This window comes from Streptococcus xiaochunlingii (genome assembly GCF_006385805.1).
Classification (GTDB): domain Bacteria; phylum Bacillota; class Bacilli; order Lactobacillales; family Streptococcaceae; genus Streptococcus; species Streptococcus xiaochunlingii.
The window spans coordinates 1272915-1295390 of sequence record NZ_VFSG01000001.1 but is presented as its reverse complement, the minus strand read 5'-3'; the positions used below and the strand labels follow the sequence as shown (position 1 = coordinate 1295390).

Here is a 22476-nt window from a genome sequence, read left to right as displayed (position 1 = left end):
GGGGATACCTCGGCTTCTTCTCAAAAGAGGAAGATGGATATGACACTTGATTTAGTAAAAATTCGACGGGATCTGCATCAAATCCCAGAAATTGGACTAGAAGAATTCAAAACACAAGCCTATCTCTTGGAGCGTATCGCTGAAATTACCGAAGGAAAAGAGTTCGTCGAGCAGCGGACCTGGCGGACAGGAATCTTAGTCTTTTTGAAGGGCTCCAATCCAGAAAAGACCATTGGCTGGCGGACCGATATCGATGGCCTGCCCATTATCGAGCAAACTGGCCTTGACTTTGCCTCCCGCCACGAAGGTTGGATGCATGCCTGTGGCCATGATGTTCACATGACCCTAGCCTTGGGCTTGTTGGAGCAACTGGTCCAAGTACAACCGAAGAACAATCTCTTGTTTCTCTTTCAACCAGCCGAGGAAAATGAAGCTGGAGGCATGCTCATGTATGAGGATGGGGCCTTTGGAGACTGGTTGCCCGATCAATTCTACGGCCTCCATGTCCGTCCAGACTTAAAGGTAGGCGAGATCGCGACCAATCGGGGGACGCTCTTTGCGGGGACCTGTGAAGTGAAGCTGACCTTTAAAGGAAAAGGAGGACACGCCGCCTTTCCCCATGAAGCCAAGGATGCCCTGGTCGCTGCCAGCTATTTTGTCACCCAGGTCCAAACCATTGTTAGCCGGAATGTTGATCCTATCGAGGGGGCAGTTGTGACCTTCGGTTCCATGCATGCGGGGACGACCAATAACGTCATTGCAGAGACGGCCTTTCTGCATGGGACCATCCGGACCCTGACCATGGAAATGAACCTCTTGACCCAGAAACGACTCGAGACGATTGCGAGAGGGATTGCAGATGCTTTTGATATGGACCTAGAGTTGGAACTCAAGCAAGGGGGCTATTTGCCGGTGGAAAACAATCCAGACTTGGCAGATGAACTGATGACCTTCTTTGATCAAGCAGAAGATGTGACCTTGATTGATATCCTACCCGCCATGACTGGAGAGGATTTTGGATATCTCTTGTCAAAAGTGGATGGGGTCATGTTCTGGTTGGGAGTGGACAGTCCTTATGCCCTTCATCACCCTCAGATGAGTCCCAAGGAAGAAGCCCTGCACTTTGGTGTCAAAGCCATTAGTCCTTTCTTAAAAATAAAAGCTAACCAATAAAGAGAGATGGAAATGAAAGCAACTATTCGAAAAAGTGTATTGAAGAAGATGAAAGGCTTGGTGAGAGAGAACAAGCGAAAGGCTGATCAAGCCTTGATCCAGCGGTTGCGCTCTTTGCCAGCTTACAAAGCAGCAAGCGTGATTGCGACCTATTTGTCCTTCCCGCATGAGGTGGATACAAGTTTTCTGATTGATGCAGCTCAAGAAGATGGCAAGCAGGTTGTCATCCCAAAGACCTATCCCAAAGGGCGCATGGAATTTGCAGTCTATGATCCGCAGAAGTTGAAACCAACAGCCTTTGGTCTCTTGGAACCAGAGGATGGGAGCCAAGCAATAGATAAGTCGGAGATTGATCTGATCCATGTTCCTGGAGTAGCCTTTCAAAAGGATGGCTACCGGCTGGGCTATGGTGGAGGCTATTACGATCGCTATTTGACAGATTTCGACGGAGCGACCGTCAGCACCATCTATGCTTGCCAGGAAGTAGACTTTGCACCTGCCCCCCATGATATTCCAGTACAGGAGGTTCTTGTGTATGGATCAACTATTTGATAAGAAATACCCAGTGACCAGTAGCCTGCTTCTGTTAACAACCGGCGTTTTTCTATCCATGTTATTGCTTCGTGGCTTTGACTATGAATCGGTCCAAGCTGTCTATGATTTTGGGGGTGTCTTAGGAGCAGAAATCCAGGTGGACCCAAGCCAGAGCTGGCGGTTGCTTGCTGCCATGTTTGTTCATGTTGGCTTGCAACACTTTGTTTTAAACATGGTTACCCTCTATTTTATCGGAAGAATCGCAGAAGATCTATTTGGCTCAAAGGCCTTTTTAGCCCTCTACCTCTTATCCGGCTTAATGGGCAATCTTTTTGTCTTGGCCTTTTCTCCTCTTGCTGTTGCAGCTGGAGCTTCTACCGCCTTATTTGGTATCTTTGGTGCTATTGCCAGTTTACGCTTTATCGCTCGAAGTCCCTATATTCGCTATCTGAGCCAACGTTATACTTCCTTGATTCTGATCAATATCCTCTTTAGTTTCATGCCGGGGATCAGTCTAGCCGGTCACCTAGGAGGCCTGGTGGGAGGAGGGATTCTAGCCTTTGTCTTTCCCGTCTATGGTGAGCGAGATAGCGTGAAAAAAAGCTGGCGCTGGGGAGCCCTGACCCTTTATACAGTTGGGGCTATCCTTCTTTGTGCTTGGCCTTTTATCTTTCATCCCTTTTTTTGATTTGTAGCACATTTGTAAATTATCTGAAAACTGAGTGAAGTCTCAGTTTTTTTGTATATATTTCTCAAAAAAGGTAGAGAAAGCAAAAAATATTACCAATAAATGAATAAAAACGTAAAAAGAAAGCGCTTGCAATATTGATTCAAAAGGAGTAGACTGGTGGTATATAAAACCTAATTGTGTCCAAAAACCGCTTGAGGGCATAAAATAAGCAAAAAGGAGATTTGCGATGAAGAAATGGTTGTTTAAACTAGCTTTGGTAGCGATGACGTTCTTACTCCTACCAATTCAAGCCGTTCAGGCCTGTTGTGGCTTTATCATTGGTCGCCAGTTGACCAAGGATGGAACGACCCTGTTTGGCCGGACTGAGGACTATCCTTATTATCCAAATGGTGGAAAACACAACAAAAACTATGTTGTTGTCGATGCCAAGACCTATAATGAGGGAGATCAAATCGAGGATGAATCCAACGGATTCACCTACCCGCATGCTACTAACGAAATGAAATACACAGCTACTTATGATTCTGCTCGTGGTGACGGTAGCAACGGGGCTTTCGGGGAACACGGTTTTAATGAAGCCGGTGTATCTATGACAGCGACAGTAACAGCTATTCCAAATAAGAAGGTCTTGACAACGGATCCTTTGAAAGCGGATGGACTTCCAGAAGCAGCTATGCTAGATGTTATCTTACCACGTGTTAAAACTGCCCGCGAAGGGGTTGAATTACTGGCTAAAGTCATTGAAGAAAAAGGTTCAGCTGAAGGAAATGTGGTAGTCTTTGCTGACCAAAATGAAACTTGGTATATGGAAATTCTATCTGGTCACCAATATGTAGCGGTGAAGGTGCCAGAAGATAAATACGCAGTCTTTGCAAATACCTACTACCTAGGTCATGTTGATTTGAATGACACTGAAAATGTCATTGCCTCTAAAGATGTAGAAAAAGTAGCCAAGGAATCTGGCAACTACAAGACCGATAAAGATGGAAACTTCCATATTGCTAAATCTTATGGACCAGAAAAATATGCTGAAGGAGACCGCTCACGGACCTATGCAGGTATTACCTTGCTAGATCCAGACTCTAAAGTCACCTATGAGGATGATGAGTATGAGCTCTTCCGTTCACCAACCGATCCAAACAAAAAATACACTTTAGAAGATGCTTTTGCCTTGCAACGGAACCGTTTTGAACACTTGAATGGACGCTTTGTACCAGATGATCAAATTGGCGTGAAGAAACAAGGTGATGATGGTAGCAACGATACTGTTCGTAAAGACCAATACAAATATGCTTTAGGAAACGAAAATGTAATCGATGCCCATGTCTATCAAATCAATCCAAATCTTCCAAAATCATTTGGTGGAACTGTATGGATAGGTATGGGACCTTCACGGAATACCCCTTATGTTCCATTCTATGGAAATGTAAAGGATACTTACGAAGCTTTTAAACCTCAAACAGCTACTTATGATCCAAATTCATGGTATTGGACAGTTTGGCACATTGACCAAATGGCCATCAATAACCAAGATCTCTTTGGAAAATCTATCCAAAATCATTGGAAAGCACTAGAAGAACAGCTCATTATTGAACAAAAAGTGAGTGATGCAAAATACGCTGCCTTGAAAGCTGATGAAGCAGCTGCAAAAGGGGCAGAGGATCAAGTAACTGCTGAAGCAATTGCGCGTTCTGAACGTCTTTTCAAACAATTTAAACAATATGAAGCTGAGCTTTCAGCAACCTTGAAAGAAGCGGGTAGAACAGATGATCCGTATCGAGCATCTCTCCCAGATGATTACAAGGAACCAACGGACGCGACCACAACAACAGCTCCAAGTACTGAGCCAAGCACGGATGCAACCACGACAACTGAGTCAAGTGTCGAGCCAAGTACGGACGCAACCACAACAACTGAGCCAAGTGTCGAGCCAAGCACTGACGCAACCACAACAACTGAGCCAAGTGTCGAGCCAAGCACGGATGCAACCACGACAACTGAGCAAAGTGTCGAGCCAAGCACGGATGCAACCACGACAACTGAGCAAAGTGTCGAGCCAAGTACGGACGTAACTACGACGACAGAAGCAAGTATCGAGCCAAGTACGGACGCAACTACGACAACAGAGACAAATGTCGAGCCAAGCACTGACGCAACCACAACAACAGTTCCAAGTACTGAGCCAAGCAAGAACGAAACCAAGCCAACTCAACCAAGTACTGAGCCAAACAAGGATGTAAACACATCAACTAAGATTGTCCCTGCTCCAACTACAAACAATCGTCCAGTTCTTCCGACGAATTCTTACATTTTAGTAGATCCTGTTACTGGAATCACCCTACAAAACCCAGACTTTGCCCAAGGTGGCTTTAATTTGGTAGCTTCTGTAGTGAATGATGTCCAAGCCCTCAAAGGTAAAGACTATAAGATTTATGACATTCAGTTGTCAAATCAAAATGGCCCTGTTCATCAATTCAGCCCAACTGTTGTGACTATGCCAGTTGATCCTGCGAAAGAAGTGGAATCTGTTGTAGGCATTGGAGAAGATGGCAAGGTTGAGACCTACCAGTTCAGTTTGAATGAAGACAAGAGCAAGGTAACCTTCACAACCAATCACTTCTCATCTTATGGAGTTGTCTACAAAACAGCAGCTAAGGTAGAAGAAAAAACAGAAAGCAAGAAATTGCCATCTACTGGACAAACCATTTCAATGGTTGGTATCATCGGCGGTGTCTTGATTAGTGCCCTTGGATTTGCCTTCTATGTAGAAAAACGCAAACAGAATAAAGCTTAAAAAATAACTTTTTAAGAAACAAAAAGAGAGAGTGGGACAGAAATCGGTAATTCGTTAGAATTCGATTTCGTCGTCCCACCTCCGCACAGTTGAGTAGGGCTGTAAAAGCTGGTGAAATCAGCGTAGTAGAGCCCACTCAACCACTGCGTCTTGCTCAACAATCCAAAAATAATTGAGAGGCTAGGACTTTTGTCCCAGCCTCTTTCAGGTTGAATATAAAGTGATCTTAGAAACTTTCCTTAGGTGAGTACGGACGTCAGCGAACTTCTACGAAGTTCCATGACTAATTATTGAGCCTAAGGTCTCAATAATTCCGAGTGCCTGAACAACTGTGTTTCAGGTACTTTTCTCACAGCGGAAAGTTCCAGTTCCTTCTTCAATGACTCAAAAAAAATAAATTTTTCTTATTTTTTGAAGAATCAGCTGAGCTTTTTTATGTACTAAATAGAAAGAGGCCGGACATTTAGTCCGGTCTCTTTGCTTTATAGTCGAAAAGTCGGGGGGAGGATCTTTTACTCCTCAGTACCTTTTCCTGATTCTTCTAATTGTTTTCCAAGGTTGATGATGTATTGTTTGAGATCATCTTTAACCTGTGGGTGTTTCAAGGCATAATCAATAGATGTTTTCATGAACCCAAACTTGTCCCCCACATCGTAGCGTCTGCCTTTAAACTCACGAGCAAATACTCGTTGGGTCTTGTTCAAGGTATCGATGGCATCAGTTAATTGAATTTCATTTCCAGCGCCTGGTTTTTGGTTTTCCAAGATTTGGAAGATTTCTGGAGTTAGCAAGTAACGACCAATAATGGCAAGGTCACTTGGTGCTTCCTCAGGTGACGGTTTTTCGACAAAAGTTTCAACGCTATACAGTCCGTTGATGCCTTCCCCTTGAGGAGCAATGACTCCATAGGCAGAAACCTCTTCATGGGGAACTTTCATGACGGCAATGGTTGAAGCATGTGTCTCGTCATAGTCATTCATCAATTGCTTGGTGAGAGTAGTAGCTGTATCATCTGTGATATCCATGAGGTCATCACCCAGCATTACAACGAAAGGCTCATTCCCAACGAAGGCCTTGGCCTGAAGGACAGCATCTCCAAGGCCACGCGGATGTTTTTGACGAATGAAGTGGAGGCGCATCCCGGTAGTTTCATCGACCAGTTTCAACAGATCATTTTTTCCTTTTTCCTTGAGGTTATACTCAAGTTCGAAGTTTGAGTCGAAGTGGTCTTCGATAGAACGTTTTGACTTACCAGTGACAACGAGAATATCTTCGATGCCAGCCTTAAGGGCTTCTTCAACGATGAATTGGATGGTTGGCTTATCCACGATTGGCAACATTTCTTTGGCCAGGGCTTTGGTTGCAGGTAGGAAACGCGTTCCAAGTCCAGCCGCAGGAATGACTGCTTTTCTAACTTTTGTCATAATAATTCCTTTCTAACTAAAGAATAATTGGTTGTTAATCTGATTGGTAAGGAACAATCCCTTAGTTCCACTCATTTTCTTCTTTAAATTCATTGTTCATCATGAAGTTAATGGCTTCACGAATGTCTTGCCCTTCATAAATCACTTGGTAGATGGCTTGTGTGATCGGCATATAGACGTCAAGCTCTTGGGCCAGTTCGTAGGCGGCCTTAGTGGTGGAAATCCCTTCGATGATCATGCCCATGTTGGCTTCGATATCTTCTAATTTTTCACCACGACCGAGGGCATCCCCAGCTCGCCAGTTCCGAGAGTGAATTGAAGTCCCTGTCACGATCAGGTCTCCAACTCCCGATAGTCCACTATAGGTCAATGGGCTAGCCCCAAGTTTCACTCCTAGACGGGTAATTTCAGCTAGGCCGCGCGTGATGATGGCAGCCTTGGCATTGTCTCCGAATCCAAGCCCGTGGAGGGCCCCAGCTCCGACGGCAATGATGTTTTTAAGGGCACCGGCTGTCTCTACTCCGATCACATCTGTGTTGGTATAGAGGCGGAAGTAGTGGTTGCTGAAGAGCTCTTGAACGTAGCGAGCTGTTTCTAAATCCTTAGAAGCTGCTGTGATTAGAGTGATATCGCGAACAATGGTTTCTTCAGCGTGACTTGGACCAGACACGACCACAATCTCGCTACGTAGAGAAGCAGGGATTTCCTCTTCTAAGATTTGAGAAATCCGTTTGTGACTGTTTGGTTCTAATCCTTTGGAGGCATGCATGACCTTGACATGATGGTCCAAGAGTTCAGCTACTTGCTTGGCAACGAGTCGTGTCACCTTGGTTGGAACGACAAAGAGGACCGCATCCGCTCCAGAAAGGGCTTCGTCCAAGTTATGGTAGGCCTTGATCCCTGGATCTAGAAGGATATCCTTAAAGTAGCGTTTGTTAGTATGTTCTTGATTGATTTCGTCGATTTGTTCTGGGACATTTCCCCAGATCCGTACTTCATGGCCATTATCGTGGAGGACTTGAGAAAGGGCAGTTCCCCAAGAACCAGGACCGATGACCGCAACGGTTTGTTTATCCATAGCATTCTCCTTCATGAAGATTTCATTTCTATTTTACCATAATATAGAGAAAAAAGCTCGGTTGACATAGGAAGATGCAGATGGAAATACAGTTTGTCTCCAGTGATAAATAATTTTTATCAGGCCCTTAAAAAATACATATTAGACGCTCTATGGTTGGGATGATAAAATGGGGAATAGAAATATTAAAGGAGGGAAGGCCATGTGTAGAACGATTGTTGGAGTCTCTGCCAATCTATGTGCAGTGGATCCAGATGGGAAAAATATCCATTCGTCTGTATCTTGTAAATTTGCGGAAACCATTAAGCAAGTAGGTGGCCTTCCTATGGTCATCCCAGTGGGGGACCCGTCTTTTGCCAAAGATTATATCGAGACAGTGGACAAGCTCATCCTCAGTGGGGGGCAAAATGTCCATCCTAGCTTTTATGGAGAAGAGATCGCCATCGAGAGTGATGACTACAATCTCGAGCGCGATCAGTTTGAGTTGGCCTTGTTGAAAGAAGCAGTCCGTCAAAACAAGCCGGTCCTAGCTATCTGTCGAGGAGTTCAGTTGGTCAATGTTGCCTTCGGTGGGACTCTCCATCAAGAAGTGGAAGGGCACTGGCAAGGGCTTCCTTTTGGCACTTTTCATTCCATTGAGACCAAAAAAGGCAGTGTGGTGGAGCGTCTCTTTGGACAAGCTAGCCAGATCAATTCTGTGCATCGCCAAAGCATCAAGGACTTGGCGCCTAACTTTCGAGTGACAGCCATTGATCCACGCGATCAGACCATTGAAGCCATCGAAGCAGTAGATGGTCATCGCATCATTGGCTTGCAGTGGCATCCAGAGTTTCTTGTTAAAGAAGAAAAAGGCAATCTCGAACTCTTTCGCTATCTGTTACAAGAATTGTAAAGTCTTTAGGATTTTTTAAGGAGAAAGAGGTAAACTAGTCTCATCAACAAAGACCTCCTAACTTTGTTTGATACAGTTTACTTTTTTCATATAATCTCCTGCAAAAGTCTCCTCGGTTGAGGGGGCTTTTGTGTGTTTGTCAGAAAAAATACGAATAGTAGTATAGGGGAGACGCTAGGGAAAAGTGATGGTATAATAGAAGAGATGGAAACTAATTAGAATGAAAGAGGAATCATCATGACAAAAATTCGTGGATTTGAACTTGTATCAAGCTATACCAATCAGGACTTGCTGCCAAAACGGGAGACAGCCCATGCAGCCGGCTACGACTTAAAAGTGGCAGAACGCACAGTCATTGCTCCAGGAGAAATCGTCCTCGTTCCAACTGGGGTCAAGGCCTATATGCAACCGACTGAGGTGCTCTATCTCTATGACCGTTCCTCTAACCCTCGTAAAAAAGGTCTGGTCTTGATCAACTCAGTCGGCGTCATTGATGGAGACTACTATGGCAATCCAGGGAATGAAGGCCATATCTTTGCTCAGATGAAAAACATCACCGACCAAGAAGTCGTCCTTGAAGTTGGCGAACGCGTGGTTCAGGCTGTCTTTGCTCCTTTCTTAATTGCAGATGGAGATGAGGCAGCCGGCGTGCGGACCGGTGGATTTGGGTCAACAGGGCACTAAGATGAAGATTATCTTTGTCCGTCACGGGGAGCCAGATTATAGTATGCTTGATAAACTTGAAAATCCGCAACTCTATAGTGGTTTTGGTCGTGATTTAGCACCATTGACAGGAAAAGGTCGCAGTCTGGCAAAAGAAGTTGCTAAAACTGCATGTTTTGGAAAGGCAGAGATTATTATTTCATCGTCTGTGACGAGGGCTTTAGAAACAGCACATTATATAGCAGTTGAAACAGGATTGGACTTGTTTGTGGAGCCGTTTTTTCATGAGTGGCGTCCAGACATAGATGGCACTAACTCTGATTTAACTAGTGTATTGGTAGCTCATGAATATTATCTAAAACATCAAGGAGCTTTATCTGAAGATTCTCCTTATCGCTATGAAACTGATCTAGAGATGCGTCATCGTTTTTTAACAGCTTTGGAAAAATATAAAAATTATAAAACTATTATCATTGTAACTCACGGAATGCTCATGCGCCAGTTTGTGCCAAATGAGAAGATTGATTTTTGCCAAGTGATTGAATGTGAGATAGAGATATAGAAAGAGGTTTATTATCGCAAAGAAAAAGGCGACATTTGTGTGTCAAAATTGTGCCTATAATTCCCCCAAGTATTTAGGACGCTGTCCAAACTGTGGGTCTTGGTCTTCTTTTGTTGAGGAGGTTGAGGTTGTAGAGGTCAAGAATGCGCGTGTGTCCTTGACGGGGGAGAAAAGACAGAAAGAAGAAATTTGCGACCGGCTTGCTGCTTGTATCTTCTCGTATCTTTGAGAAGCGTCGGGCTTCTTGTTTTACTAATCCAGATTTAAAAGATTTTTTAGAGGAAAACGGTGCTAAAAGCATAGAGTTTATAGGGGTAGATGGCAATGGCTGTGTTAAGACTTCCGTTTTGGCAGCTACCAAGGAGAATTATCAGGTTTCTGTCGATTTGTCTGCTGTCGGAGTTGCCAACCAGAAGAAATTCTCTAAAACACTGAAGCAGTGGCAAGATTGCGGAATCAAGATTGGATAGTTTTATGGGGATCTTAATATGAAAATTATTTTTATCCGTCACGGGGAGCCAAATTACCGTGAGTTAGAGGAGCGTTCCTATACTGGATTCGGGATAGATTTGGCACCCTTATCTGAGAAAGGAAGACAACAAGCTCAGGAACTTTGCAAAAATCCTTTGTTTGGCTCAGCTGATATCCTGGTGTCTTCTGCAGTGACGCGAGCTTTAGAAACGGCTTTTTATGTATCCTGTGCTACTGGCCTTCCTTTGAGGGTAGAGCCATTATTGCATGAATGGCAGGTTTATGAAACAGGTATAGAGAACTTTGAAACAGCTAGATGTCTGTTTTTAGAAAACAAGGGGGAGTTGCTCCCAAATTCTCCTGTTCAATATGAGACAGCTGTAGAGATGAAGTCTCGTTTTCTAGAATGCATGGCTAAGTATCGGGAACATCAAACTGTGGTAGTTGTAGCCCATCGCATGCTCATACGCCAGTTTGTGCCAAATGAGAAGATTGATTTTTGCCAAGTGATTGAGTGTGAGATAGAGATTTAGAAAGAGGTTTATCATCGCAAAGAAAAAAACGACATTTATTTGTCAAAATTGTGCCTACAATTCACCCAAATACCTAGGGCGCTGTCCTAACTGTGGTTCTTGGTCTTCTTTTGTCGAGGAGGTCGAGGTCGCAGAGGTCAAGAATGCACGGGTATCCTTGACGGGTGAAAAGACCAAACCCATGAAATTGGCGGACGTGACTTCTATCAATGTTCACCGGACCAAGACGGAGATGGAGGAATTCAATCGCGTCCTTGGTGGAGGAGTGGTACCAGGAAGTCTTGTCCTTATCGGTGGGGATCCTGGGATTGGGAAATCAACCCTTCTCTTACAAGTGTCGACCCAGTTGTCTCAAGTGGGAACGGTTCTCTACGTCAGTGGAGAGGAGTCGGCTCAGCAGATCAAACTTCGGGCAGAGCGCTTGGGGGATATCGACAGTGAGTTTTATCTCTATGCCGAGACTAATATGCAGAGTGTTCGAGCAGAAGTGGAGCGCATCCAGCCTAACTTCCTCATCATTGACTCGATTCAGACCATTATGTCTCCTGAGATTTCAGGGGTGCAGGGGTCTGTTTCTCAGGTGCGTGAGGTGACAGCTGAACTTATGCAGCTGGCTAAGACTAATAACATTGCCATCTTTATCGTCGGGCATGTGACCAAGGAAGGGACTTTGGCAGGGCCTCGGATGTTGGAACACATGGTGGATACGGTGCTCTACTTTGAGGGCGAACGCCACCACACCTTCCGGATCCTGAGAGCGGTCAAGAACCGCTTTGGCTCGACCAATGAGATCGGAATCTTTGAGATGCAGTCAGGCGGTTTGGTTGAGGTCCTCAATCCTAGTCAGGTATTTCTGGAAGAACGCCTGGATGGGGCGACTGGCTCTGCCATTGTCGTCACCATGGAAGGCAGCAGACCAATCCTGGCGGAAGTTCAAGCTTTGGTGACACCGACTGTATTTGGAAATGCCAAACGGACGACAACGGGTCTTGACTTTAACCGGGTCAGCCTCATCATGGCTGTGTTAGAGAAACGTTGCGGACTTCTTCTTCAAAATCAGGATGCCTATCTCAAGTCGGCCGGTGGTGTCAAACTGGACGAACCAGCCATTGACCTAGCCGTAGCGGTGGCCATTGCTTCCAGCTACAAGGAACTTCCAACCAATCCGCAAGAGGCCTTTATCGGTGAGATTGGCTTGACCGGCGAGATTCGCCGAGTGACTCGGATCGAGCAACGGATCAATGAAGCGGCGAAACTAGGCTTCACTAAGATTTATGCGCCTAAAAATTCACTCCAAGGGATTGCAATCCCAGACGGCATTCAAGTGATAGCAGTCTCCACAGTAGGGGAAGTTTTGAAAAAAGTCTTTTCTTAACAGTCCTTGGAATCGTTTGCAAAAAGGTTTTTCCTGTGCTATACTTTTTCTATACTTACTAAACATAGGGGGTTACTTATTTTGCAATTTTTTACAGATAACAATGTGCAGTTCCCTTTGGTCGAGCTATCTCTCAATCAGGGTGAAACTGTCTATATTCAACGGGGGAGTATGGTCTACCATACACCTAATGTGACCCTCAACACCAAATTAAATGCAAGTGGCTCTGGTGTGGGACGCTTTGTGAAAGCTGTTGGACGGTCAATGGTTTCGGGTGAAAGTACCTTTATTACTCAGGTATTTGCCCAGTCTAATAATGCTTACCTAGCATTGGCACCCGACTCACCAGGTCAGGTGGTACCTCTCTACTTGGGCGAAAAGCAGTATCGATTGAACGATGGTGCCTTCCTTGCACTTGATGGTTCAGCATACTATACAATGGAAACCCAATCGATCGGTAAGGCTCTTTTTGGTGGTCAGGGAGGATTCTTCGTCATGACGACCCAAGGGCAAGGGACCCTCTTGGTGAATGCCTACGGCTCCATTAAAAAAATTGAGCTAAACAATCAAGAAATCACCATCGATAATGCCCATGTCGTTGCTTGGAGCCAGTCTTTGGATTATAATATCCATTTGGAAAATGGTTTCTGGCAATCCATCGGAACGGGTGAAGGTGTTGTCAATACCTTTAGAGGGACTGGTGAGATTTATGTTCAAAGTCTCAACCTTCAAACCTTTGCTGGCTTGCTAAATCGTTATTTACCAAGACGATCATAAGATAAGAAAGGAGTGTAGAAGTCGGTTTGCTTTTACTCTCCTTTTTCATGTAGGCTGACAACTGACAATCTGGGAAAAAGATGGTAAGATAGAGTGTAAATAATTTGGCGTTCAAACTATTTTACCAACCAGAAAGGAAGTTCCTAATGTCCTACTTTGAGAATTTTTTAAAAGCCAATCAAGCCTATGTTGAATTGCACGGAGACCTCCATCTCCCAATCAAACCGAAAACGCAAGTGGCCATTGTGACCTGTATGGACTCTCGTCTTCACGTGGCGCCAGCACTGGGGCTTGCTTTGGGAGATGCCCATATTTTGCGGAATGCAGGTGGGCGCGTGACAGAGGACATGATTCGTTCCTTGGTCATCTCACAGCAACAGATGGGGACACGAGAAATCGTCGTCTTGCACCACACAGACTGTGGAGCGCAAACCTTTGAGAATGAAGGATTCCGTCAGCATCTGAAGAAGGAACTGGGAGTTGATGTGGGAGACCAAGACTTCCTACCCTTTCAAGATATCTACGAGAGCGTTCGAGAAGATGTCACTCTATTAAAAGCCTCACCGCTGATTCCAGACGATGTCATTATCTCAGGAGCTATCTATGATGTCGATACAGGGTTGATCACTGAGGTGAATTAAGAAATTTTATCTGTTTATGGGAACTTATTTCGAGAGAAATAAGTTTTTTATGAATCAATTTTAAAGAGAAATCTGCAGTCAAAAATTATCTCCTTTATTTATCTTTAAATAGGCAAGTTCTTCAGTTTATGATAAAATATTTTATAATTACGGGAGGTTTAAATGAAAAAAATTAAGAATCTAGCCAACATGAACTACCTATGGTTACTGTTAGGATCCTACTTTATTGTCGTTTTGTTTAATTTGCTTAGATTTTCGACTGAAGCGCTCTTTCTAAAATTAGGAGAAGTAGGAATTGTTGGGACAATTATCGGGGTTGTCATCATTTACCCATTTCTTTGGTTTATTGGTGAGTATAAGAAACTCATTGATATTGGTGTTCTCAATACTTTTTTGACAGCTTTGATCCTATTTGTAGCAATTCTTAAAAGTCCAACCTTATTCTTATCTCTAGGATTGATTATGATTTCAGTTGCTCTATTTTTATTTTTCTATCTAGACAAAATAAGATTTGCAATTGTTTTCCCAGTATTAGTGGTGCTATCTTTTCCCAAGCTTCTCCTTCAAGCAAGTGGGAAATTTCAAGATGAAGCCCTAAAAATTCACTCTTTTAATATCGCTGAATCAAAATTTACTTCTTTAATTTGGCCAATTTTGACTTCAGTTGTTATTGCATTATTAATCGGACTAATTATTAGTAGGTTGGCTGTAGACAAAATCAGTAAAGTATGGGTTAAACGACTTACCTTGATAACTTTAATTATTGGAGTCTGTTATGTCCTTTACTTATCTGTTGTAGTGTATTATAAAGTCAAGGCAAATTCAGGCTCGACATTTGATATTGGGATTTTCTCTCAAATGTTTGAGAGGATGAAGACAGACTTCACACAGATAACAACGCTTGAGAGAGATAAGGCTTTATCGCACTTTGCTGTCCATATTTCTCCGATCTTTTATGCGATTCTTCCATTCTACATGTTGTTTCCTTATGTAGAAACATTAGAAATTTTACAAATTCTTATTGTATTTTCTGCTGTAATCCCCCTCGGGCTGGTATTGAAGAAATTACAATTGCCAAAACTGTTAAATCCTCTAGTCATCGCACTATTTTTTGCTACTCCAGCAATGACAACCAGTGGCAGTTACCACATTCATGAGAACTGCTTTTTACCCCCTTTAATTCTATGGCTCTTTTACGCTATAATCTCTCAATGGCGTTTGCGAACTGTCTTGTTTGCTCTCCTCATCCTTTTTGTAAAAGAGGATTCCTTTATTTACGTACTATCGCTAGGACTCTATTTTGTCTTTCAGAATCGTTTTTCTATATCTCCGAGTTTCAAAAAGTGGTTATATGCTAGTACATTTGTCTTGCCGGTAATTTACTTTGGATTTGCTATGTTTCTATTGACAAAATATGGTGAAGGTGCAATGGTTTCTCGATATAGTCATTTGTTAATGTCTGGGGAGAATGGATTGTTAATGGTGATGAAAAACACTATCTTAAATCCGCTTTATGTTCTGGGTAGTCTGTTTACGGCTAAGAAACTTGGCTATATCTTTTTAGTTCTGTTTCCTCTAGGCTTTTTGCCACTTGTCCAACGACGCCTATCAACTTATTTCCTTATGCTTCCTCTGCTAGCGATTAATTTACTAACAGATTGGCTTTATCAATATGATATTAATTTCCAATACAGCTATGGATCAGTTACTCTTTTATTCATTATGGGGTTATTGGCGTTGGATCAATTGAGTAATTATAAAGTAGTAGGGGAGAAGGCCCTTGTTGCTCTCGTTGCTTCGTCTTTAGTGATTTCAGGAGGGATCCTCTATAGCTACACTCATAAATGGAACTTTGAAATTAAATATTACCACAATCGAAAGGATTATTTTGAAGGGATACAATCAGTATTAAAAGATTTGCCAATTGAGTCTTCAGTAGTAACGACGGGGAGTTATACTCCAAGCCTTCGACAGCATGAAAAACTATATGATATCTACTATCATAATGATAAAAAAGTTGACTTAAATATTGATTATGTTGTTGTACCGAGAGAAACAAGGCAAGAAGGCAAAGGATTTTTTGAGGCGGATATCTTGAAGGCATATGAAGCTTCTGGCTATAAAGAAAGCTTATTCTCTACAGAAGACGTTCTTGTGTTAGAGAAGTAATTTGAAGAATCTTTTCTTAATTTTAGAGCAAAATACAAGTGTCTTGAATGCTGTTACATCACTAATGACATTTGAATAAAGCTGTCGGTTATATGCGGCAGCTTTTTATTATTTAATAGGAGGTCGATACAAGATAAATAGTGAATTTTCTTCCATTTTATAGAGGATAAAAGGAAAATAGAAAAGGAATTCTTTTAGGTAAAAATTTATAGAATAAAATAGTTGACTTTCTATCAAACAATAAGTATCATTAAAGTAAAATCCATTTCTATCCACCTTATAAAATAAATAATTGAATCTTTGTTAAAAGGTTGGTTTAGTTGAAACGTATAGACTGAGAAAAGTGGGAAGAATTAAATGAAAGAGGAGGATTCATGAATATTAAAAAAACAACCAAGTACTCTTTGTTAGCAATTGGGGTGTTAACAACATTTCAATTAGGCCAGGTAAAAGCCAGTGCGGATTCTTTTGAAAATTCAAATGAAAGTCTTATTAAGAATCAGGATGAAAACCAGCCTGCATTGAATACGCCAGTTTCTATTCCAGAATCTGAAACTAGAGCAGTTACAGAGCCAAATTCAGAAGAAAAGCCGGCAGTTGATCAGGGAGATAAGAAATATCCAGCTCCAGCTTTAACGGAAAAGGAAACAAAAGGCTCTGAGGAGGATGCTAAGAATACTTCGACGGAAGCCTCTTCTTCTGATAAAGATAGTAAAGCCGAAACTTCTCTTAATAAAGACAGTGAAGCCGAAGCAAGTCTTAATAAAGATAGTAAAACTGATCCAACTCTTAATAGTGCAGAAAAGAAGGAAGATCCAACTCCTGCTCCTGCTACACTTTCCGATACAAGTACAAATGAAGCTGAAACGGCTACAACTCCAATTCCTAAAGTTCGTCGTAGAAGAGCTGCAGCTAGCAATACAAAAGTATACGATGATGCGGATTACGGTAAATATGTAAAAGCAACGGATTTTGGTCTTGATACGACAGGAAAAGTTGAAGCGAGTGAAGCAATCAAAAAGGCGCTCTCTGCGGCCAACGAGGTTGAGGGTGGCGCTTCTGTTATGCTATCAGGGACAGTCCTGCTGAAGAATACCTTGGTTATTGATGAAAACTATGCCAATGTAAAAGGTTTGATTGGTAGTGGTCCAAGTCGTAACAACACAAAAATCTTATTTAATAAGAAGCAAGACGGAGAACATGATCCTGAAACAAACTTGACGGATAACCGTTACGAGTCTGCGGTCCTCATTCAAAATCAGAATAACTTTACTGTGGGTCGCTTAACTGTTGAGCATGCCTATGATTCATCAGACTACACTAAGGATAATGAATTTTACCGTAAAGGGAAATCTTACTTTGGACGTTCAAATGGTATCTATGTAAACGATTCTTCAAATGTTACGATCAATGATGTTCGTGCTATGAAATTCAACAGAGCCGGTGTCTTCTTTAGTTCAAGTAAGGCAACGGCTCAAGAGTATGATAGCAATGGAAGACCAATCCGTTATAGCAGTATTTCTGAAAAGGTTTCAAACGAAGTCAAGTCTATCGGAGATCCAGATGTTCCAATCATGGACGGTAACAAGGTAACCAATTCTTTCCTTCATAACAACCGTGTTGCGGGTGTTATGTTTGGTTACCAACGTAATTTTGTTGTAGACAACAATATCTTGTCATATAACGGTCATGTATTGGATGGTGGTACTGGATATGGTGCGGCCTCAATGGCAGGGTCTTATAACGATGGCATTACCTATACTGGTAACTACACCAACTACAACTACCGTAAAGGCTTGGATATTCACGACGGGAATAAGATCCTCATCGAAAACAACGTTTCGCTCGGAGACCGTTTGAATGGTATCGAGGTTTATAACCGTGCTAACCCTATGACAGATGTCATTATTCGTAACAACAAGGTAACACAAGATCCAAACTCTAAGTTGGAAAACGATGATGATGATCCAGCTCGTTACCGTGGTTACACAGCCATCTCTATCCTGACAAATGAGAAAAACCATAAATGGACCAAACCTCTTGATAAAGGTCGTTACGTCATTTCAAATAACACCATTGAAGGTTTGACAAAACCATTTGAAAATGGACAACTAGGAACCTTTGGTATTCTCTTTAGAAATAATGAAAGTTCAAATGATTATAGCCTGAATATCGAAGGTAATACCATCACTGGTGATTCAACAGACTATATCATCTCTGTTAACAACAACACAGCCCAAGCATCTAGAGGTGTTGAGGGTGGTGGTTCAGGTGACATCACTATTTCAAGAAACAAGATTGAAGTAGATGACATCAAGCAGTTACCGATTTACATCAACGATGATACGACTTATGTAGCAAGTGTTATTGACCGTACAACTGGTAAACGTGTCAACAAGGTTACAAAAGTACCATTTACCAAGACTAGAGGAAGCATCAACATTGACAACAATGAGTTGACCGTTTCTAAGATTAAGTCTAGATGGAAAAATGCAGTTGCTATTGAAAGTACTAACGCATCTACTATTGATGTTAATAGCAATACCTTCAAGTATAAAGACAATGAGCCATGGCAACGTTACGATGTCACTCGTAGATCAGATGGAGCAGTTATCAAAGACATAATGCAAGCTTTCTTTGGTATCAACCGTCTCAACGATACTGTTAAAGTAACAGCTACAGATAACAAATTCATCGCAGACACACCAAACAAAAATGGTTTCTTTAGACTATACAATGGTGAGTGGGTGAACTTGAATGCCAAGAGTAATAATGTCTTCCTCGGACGTAACACTCTAGATGGCAAGCCATTAGCTCCAGTAGATATCGTTGGTGATAAAACGGTTGAAACACTTCGTACAACAACAACGACAGAGTACATCATCGAAACTCGTGAGACAGATGAACTTCCTATCGGATTTAAAGAAACCGTTCAAAAAGGTGTTCCTGGTAAGAAAGTTAATGTTTATAAGATTACCAAAGTTGGTGATACAATTGTAGGTCGTCAGATTGAATCTGAGGAAGTAATTCAAGAGCCTACGAGAGAAATCGTTTTGATTGGTACAGCGACAGAAACATTTGAAACTGTTACTGAGAAAGAAACTGTTGAATACGAAACTGAGATCAGAACGGACCCAACAAAACCTAAGACTTATCAATTTGAAAATCAAGCTGGTAAGAATGGTTCTGTTGAAAAGACTTACCAAATCAGAAAATTGAATGGTAAGGAAGTTGGTAAGACGTTGACGTCTGAAACAGTGATTGACCAACCAGTCAAACGCATTATCACAGTTGGTAGTGCAGTAGAAAAAGTAGAATACACTACTGATGTCAAGGATGTAGACTTTGAAACTGTAATCGAATACGACTACACGAAACCAAAAGGCTACGAAGAAGTCCGTCAGGAAGGTGAAAAAGGTCGTATTGAAAGTCAATACAAACTTACTTACCTCAATGATGAACTCGTTGACCGTACCTTGGTCAATGAAAATGTCCTTAAAGAGAAGAAGGACAAGATCGTTGTTAAAGGTCTAGGGGTGGTTGTGTCAATCAGATCCGTAGTTGTTGTCGAAGAAAAAGACTTCAACAAGGTTATTGAAAAAGATGAAACCCAACCAGAAGGCTACAGCAAGATTACTCAAGTTGGATCTCCTGGTACCATCACAACAACTTATGAAGTTACCTATGAGGACGATGTCGAAGTTGCTCGTAAAGAAATCTCAAAAGTTGAGGATCCAAAAGCTGTAGACGAAATCACAGTAATCGGTACTTCTAAGATGACAGAACGTACAGTGGATGAGCAAGTTGATGTTCCATTCAAGACGGTTTATGTCTCAGACAATACACTTCCAGCAGGAGAAAGTGTCGTCGATGAAGAAGGAACTCCAGGACAAATTATCCGTACTTTCTTGGTAAGCTATCGAAATGGTAAAGAAATCAGCCGTACCATCGTTTCTGAACATAAGATTACAGATGCAGTCAACCGTGTCGTTCGTGTCGGAAATGCGACACCTATCGTGGAAACAACTGAGCTTGTAGATGAGACAGAGTCAATCGATTACAATACTCTCAAAGAGTTTTCAGACCAACTTCCTGCAGGGACAACTAAGGTTATCCAGGCAGGTAAGAAAGGCCAGAAAACAAATCGTTACTCTGTAACGAAAGTGAATGGAGAAGAGACATCTCGTACATTTGTAGAATCTAACATCACTACAGATCCAGTAGATGAGATCATCCAAGTTGGAACTCGTATCAAAGAAATTAGAGAAGCAAGCGAGACAAGTCCAATTCCATTTACCATTAAGGTTCGCAAAGACACTACGAAGCCAATTGGCTACCGAGTGACTGAGGTAGAAGGTCAAGACGGTGAGAAGTCAGACCTCTATAAAGTAACCTACATCAATGGCACTGAAACAAAACGTGAACACCTCAAGACAACAGTCGTTAAAGAAGCTGTTGACAAGGTGATTGTCGAAGGTGCCGGAGTAGAACGTGCCCTCTTTGAAATTCAAGAAGATAAGATTACAAGCACAACTGAGTATCGAAATGATGACACTCTTCCAGAAGGTGAAACGAAGATTTCTCAAGTTGGTGAAGAAGGTCTCCTTCGTAAAACGATTGAAAAACGATACTTCAATGACGAGTTGCGTTCTACGAAATTAGTAGACAGCAAACTAATCAAAGAAGCAACGCCAACGATCATCTTAGTAGGTACAAAACATGTACCAACTATCAAGGTAGAACAGGATACTCAAACTGAGAAGATTGCCTATAAGACTCAAAACATCGAAGATCCAGATCTACCAAAAGGTGAGACTAAGGTGGTCCAAGTAGGACGAACTGGTCTCATTGAAAAAGTCTACCAACTTACCTATAAAGACGGCGTCTTGATCAAGACAGACTTGATTAGTAGCAAGGAAATTCAAAAAGTCCAAGACGAGATTATCCATATTGGTACTCAAGTCACTGAAACTAAAGAAATCAACACTACAAGTCCAATTCCTTACAATGTCATTATTCGTAAGGACAAGACCAAGCCAGTTGGTTACAGCCTTGTTGAAGTAGAGGGCCAAGAAGGAATTCAAACAGACTACTATCAAGTAACTTACGTCAATGGTAAGGAAACAAAACGTGAACACCTCAGAACGGTCATTACAGTTCAGCCTGTTAATAAAGTCTTAGTTGAAGGTTCTGGAATCGAGCGTATCATGTTTGAAATTCAGGAAGAGCGAATCACAAGTCCAACGGAATTCCGTAATGACGACACTCTTCCAGAAGGTGAAACAAAGATTATCCAAGAAGGTCAGGATGGATTGATCCGTAAGACGATCGAGAAACAATACTTCAATGACGAAGAACGTTCTTCAAAACTGATCGAAAGTAAAACTGTCAGAGAAGCAGTACCGACCATCATTTTAGTAGGGACAAAACATGTTCCAAATATTAAAGTGAAGCAGGAAACGCGAACTGAAGAGACTAACTTTAGAACAGTTACTGTTATTGATGAAAACCTGCCAAAAGGTGAACGTAAGCTTGTTCAAGAAGGTCGTGCTGGCTTAGTAGAAAAAATTTATCAGCTTACTTATAAAGATGGCATCTTAGTCAAGACGGACTTGATTAGCGTCAAAGAGTTGCGTCCAGCAATCGAACAGATTATCCATATCGGTTCTCAAGTTACTGAAACCAAGGAGATCAGCTTCACAAGTGGAATCCCATACAACACCATCGTTCGGGAAGATAAGTCTAAACCTGTGACCTATCGTTTGGTCGAAGTAGAAGGCCAAGAAGGAAGTCAAACTGACTACTACCAAGTAACCTATGTCAATGGTAAAGAAACTCAACGTGAGCATCTAAGAACTGTCATCACGACTCACCCTGTTAACAAAGTCGTTGTAGTGGGTACTGGAGTTGAGCGTACAGTCTTGGTGACTGAGGATGAGGTCATTACTTATCAGACAGAATATCGCAATGACGAAAGCTTAGCAGAAGGTGAAACTAGAGTCTTCCAAGAAGGCCAAGATGGACTGATCCATAAGACTTTTGAAAAATACTACTTCAATGATGAAGAACGCTCTTCTACCTTGGTAGATACCAAGGTTATCAGAAAGGCAGTTACTCGTGTTATTTTGGTAGGGACAAAACGAATTCCTACGATTACAACAGAGGAGCTAATTGAGATAGAAGATGTCGCCTTTGACAAGACTATTGTCGAGAATCCTAATAAAGCAGAAGGGACAGTCGCCCTCTTGCAGGAAGGAAAAACAGGTAAGCGTCAATACAAATACCGCTTGACTATTCAAGAAGGTCGTGTCATCAAGAAAGAATTAATCCAAGTGACATTGATCGAAGAACCTGTTCCTGAAATTACTGAACTTGGTACAAAAGTAGTGAAGAAGAGCGAGAAAAATGACCAACCTCAAAATCAACTTGGTAATAAAGTTGAGGAGCTCAATCATGTTTCAACAAATCCAAAAGCGGAAACCAAAGTTGAGTCTATAATAAATAGCCAAAAAGATAGTGGGGAAATTCAAGAAAATCGCTTGCCAAATACAGGTACAGAAGAGAGCTGGATCCTTTCTATCCTAGGCTTCATCTTATCAATTATCACTTTTCGTTTCTTTAATCGACAAAAAAACGAACGATAAGTGAAAAAAGATAAAAATTACTTTGCAAAGTGAAACAATTATGTTACAATGATAA

General features: G+C 42.0%; 15 protein-coding genes and 2 pseudogenes. 15 read left to right on the top strand and 2 right to left on the bottom strand.

The genetic code is table 11. The features are described from left to right. The first annotated feature begins 39 nt into the window (after positions 1–39). The 4 genes from FJR71_RS06530 to FJR71_RS10170 all read left to right on the top strand — a co-directional run bounded on the left by FJR71_RS06530 (position 40) and on the right by FJR71_RS10170 (position 5192). Positions 40–1173, top strand: a complete 1134-nt coding sequence (locus FJR71_RS06530) for an N-acetyldiaminopimelate deacetylase (protein WP_140814364.1) — start codon at positions 40–42, stop codon at positions 1171–1173. A 12-nt stretch (positions 1174–1185) separates the two neighbouring features. Then, positions 1186–1725, top strand: coding sequence for a 5-formyltetrahydrofolate cyclo-ligase (locus FJR71_RS06525; protein WP_140814363.1), 540 nt, complete (start codon positions 1186–1188; stop codon positions 1723–1725). Further along, complete coding sequence (locus FJR71_RS06520) at positions 1709–2395, top strand: rhomboid family intramembrane serine protease (protein WP_140814362.1); 687 nt, start codon at positions 1709–1711, stop codon at positions 2393–2395. The genes FJR71_RS06525 and FJR71_RS06520 overlap by 17 nt, the downstream gene beginning before the upstream one ends. Before the next feature lie 229 nt (positions 2396–2624). Next, positions 2625–5192 carry a C69 family dipeptidase gene (locus FJR71_RS10170; protein ID WP_140814361.1) on the top strand — a complete coding sequence of 856 codons (2568 nt, stop codon included), beginning with the start codon at positions 2625–2627 and terminating at the stop codon, positions 5190–5192. A 512-nt stretch (positions 5193–5704) separates the two neighbouring features. On the opposite strand, the gene galU is transcribed toward FJR71_RS10170, so the two are convergent. Both galU and FJR71_RS06500 read right to left on the bottom strand, forming a co-directional pair. After that, entirely contained in the window at positions 5705–6616 is a 912-nt protein-coding gene (gene galU, locus FJR71_RS06505) for a UTP--glucose-1-phosphate uridylyltransferase GalU (RefSeq protein ID WP_140814360.1), read from the bottom strand. A gap of 61 nt (positions 6617–6677) precedes the next feature. Then, entirely contained in the window at positions 6678–7694 is a 1017-nt protein-coding gene (locus FJR71_RS06500) for an NAD(P)H-dependent glycerol-3-phosphate dehydrogenase (RefSeq protein WP_140814359.1), read from the bottom strand. 202 nt (positions 7695–7896) lie between these two features. Here FJR71_RS06500 and FJR71_RS06495 point away from each other — a divergent pair, with 202 nt between their 5' ends. From FJR71_RS06495 to FJR71_RS06445, 11 genes and pseudogenes are all read left to right on the top strand, one after another. Further along, the gene (locus FJR71_RS06495) at positions 7897–8586 is read left to right on the top strand and encodes a gamma-glutamyl-gamma-aminobutyrate hydrolase family protein (protein WP_048691431.1); all 690 of its coding nucleotides are present in this window, start codon (positions 7897–7899) and stop codon (positions 8584–8586) included. 237 nt (positions 8587–8823) lie between these two features. Beyond that, positions 8824–9270, top strand: coding sequence for a dUTP diphosphatase (locus tag FJR71_RS06490; protein ID WP_048691434.1), 447 nt, complete (start codon positions 8824–8826; stop codon positions 9268–9270). 1 nt (position 9271) lies between these two features. Then, positions 9272–9811, top strand: coding sequence for a histidine phosphatase family protein (locus FJR71_RS06485; protein ID WP_045759967.1), 540 nt, complete (start codon positions 9272–9274; stop codon positions 9809–9811). Positions 9812–9821: 10 nt separating this feature from the next. Further along, positions 9822–9983: pseudogene (locus FJR71_RS06480) on the top strand (DNA repair protein RadA); the annotation flags it as partial. Further along, positions 9979–10281: pseudogene (locus FJR71_RS06475) on the top strand (isochorismatase family protein); the annotation flags it as partial. The pseudogenes FJR71_RS06480 and FJR71_RS06475, both read left to right, overlap by 5 nt. 18 nt (positions 10282–10299) lie before the next feature. After that, positions 10300–10815, top strand: a complete 516-nt coding sequence (locus FJR71_RS06470) for a histidine phosphatase family protein (protein ID WP_048691438.1) — start codon at positions 10300–10302, stop codon at positions 10813–10815. Positions 10816–10828: 13 nt separating this feature from the next. Then, the gene (gene radA, locus FJR71_RS06465; RefSeq protein WP_414257143.1) at positions 10829–12190 is read left to right on the top strand and encodes a DNA repair protein RadA; all 1362 of its coding nucleotides are present in this window, start codon (positions 10829–10831) and stop codon (positions 12188–12190) included. Positions 12191–12271: 81 nt separating this feature from the next. Next, positions 12272–12967 carry a TIGR00266 family protein gene (locus FJR71_RS06460; protein WP_140814357.1) on the top strand — a complete coding sequence of 232 codons (696 nt, stop codon included), beginning with the start codon at positions 12272–12274 and terminating at the stop codon, positions 12965–12967. A gap of 146 nt (positions 12968–13113) precedes the next feature. After that, positions 13114–13608, top strand: coding sequence for a beta-class carbonic anhydrase (locus FJR71_RS06455; protein ID WP_140814356.1), 495 nt, complete (start codon positions 13114–13116; stop codon positions 13606–13608). A 162-nt stretch (positions 13609–13770) separates the two neighbouring features. Then, positions 13771–15777, top strand: a complete 2007-nt coding sequence (locus FJR71_RS06450; RefSeq protein WP_140814355.1) for a DUF2079 domain-containing protein — start codon at positions 13771–13773, stop codon at positions 15775–15777. 374 nt (positions 15778–16151) lie between these two features. Beyond that, entirely contained in the window at positions 16152–22421 is a 6270-nt protein-coding gene (locus tag FJR71_RS06445; RefSeq protein ID WP_140814354.1) for a G5 domain-containing protein, read from the top strand. Positions 22422–22476: the final 55 nt, after the last annotated feature.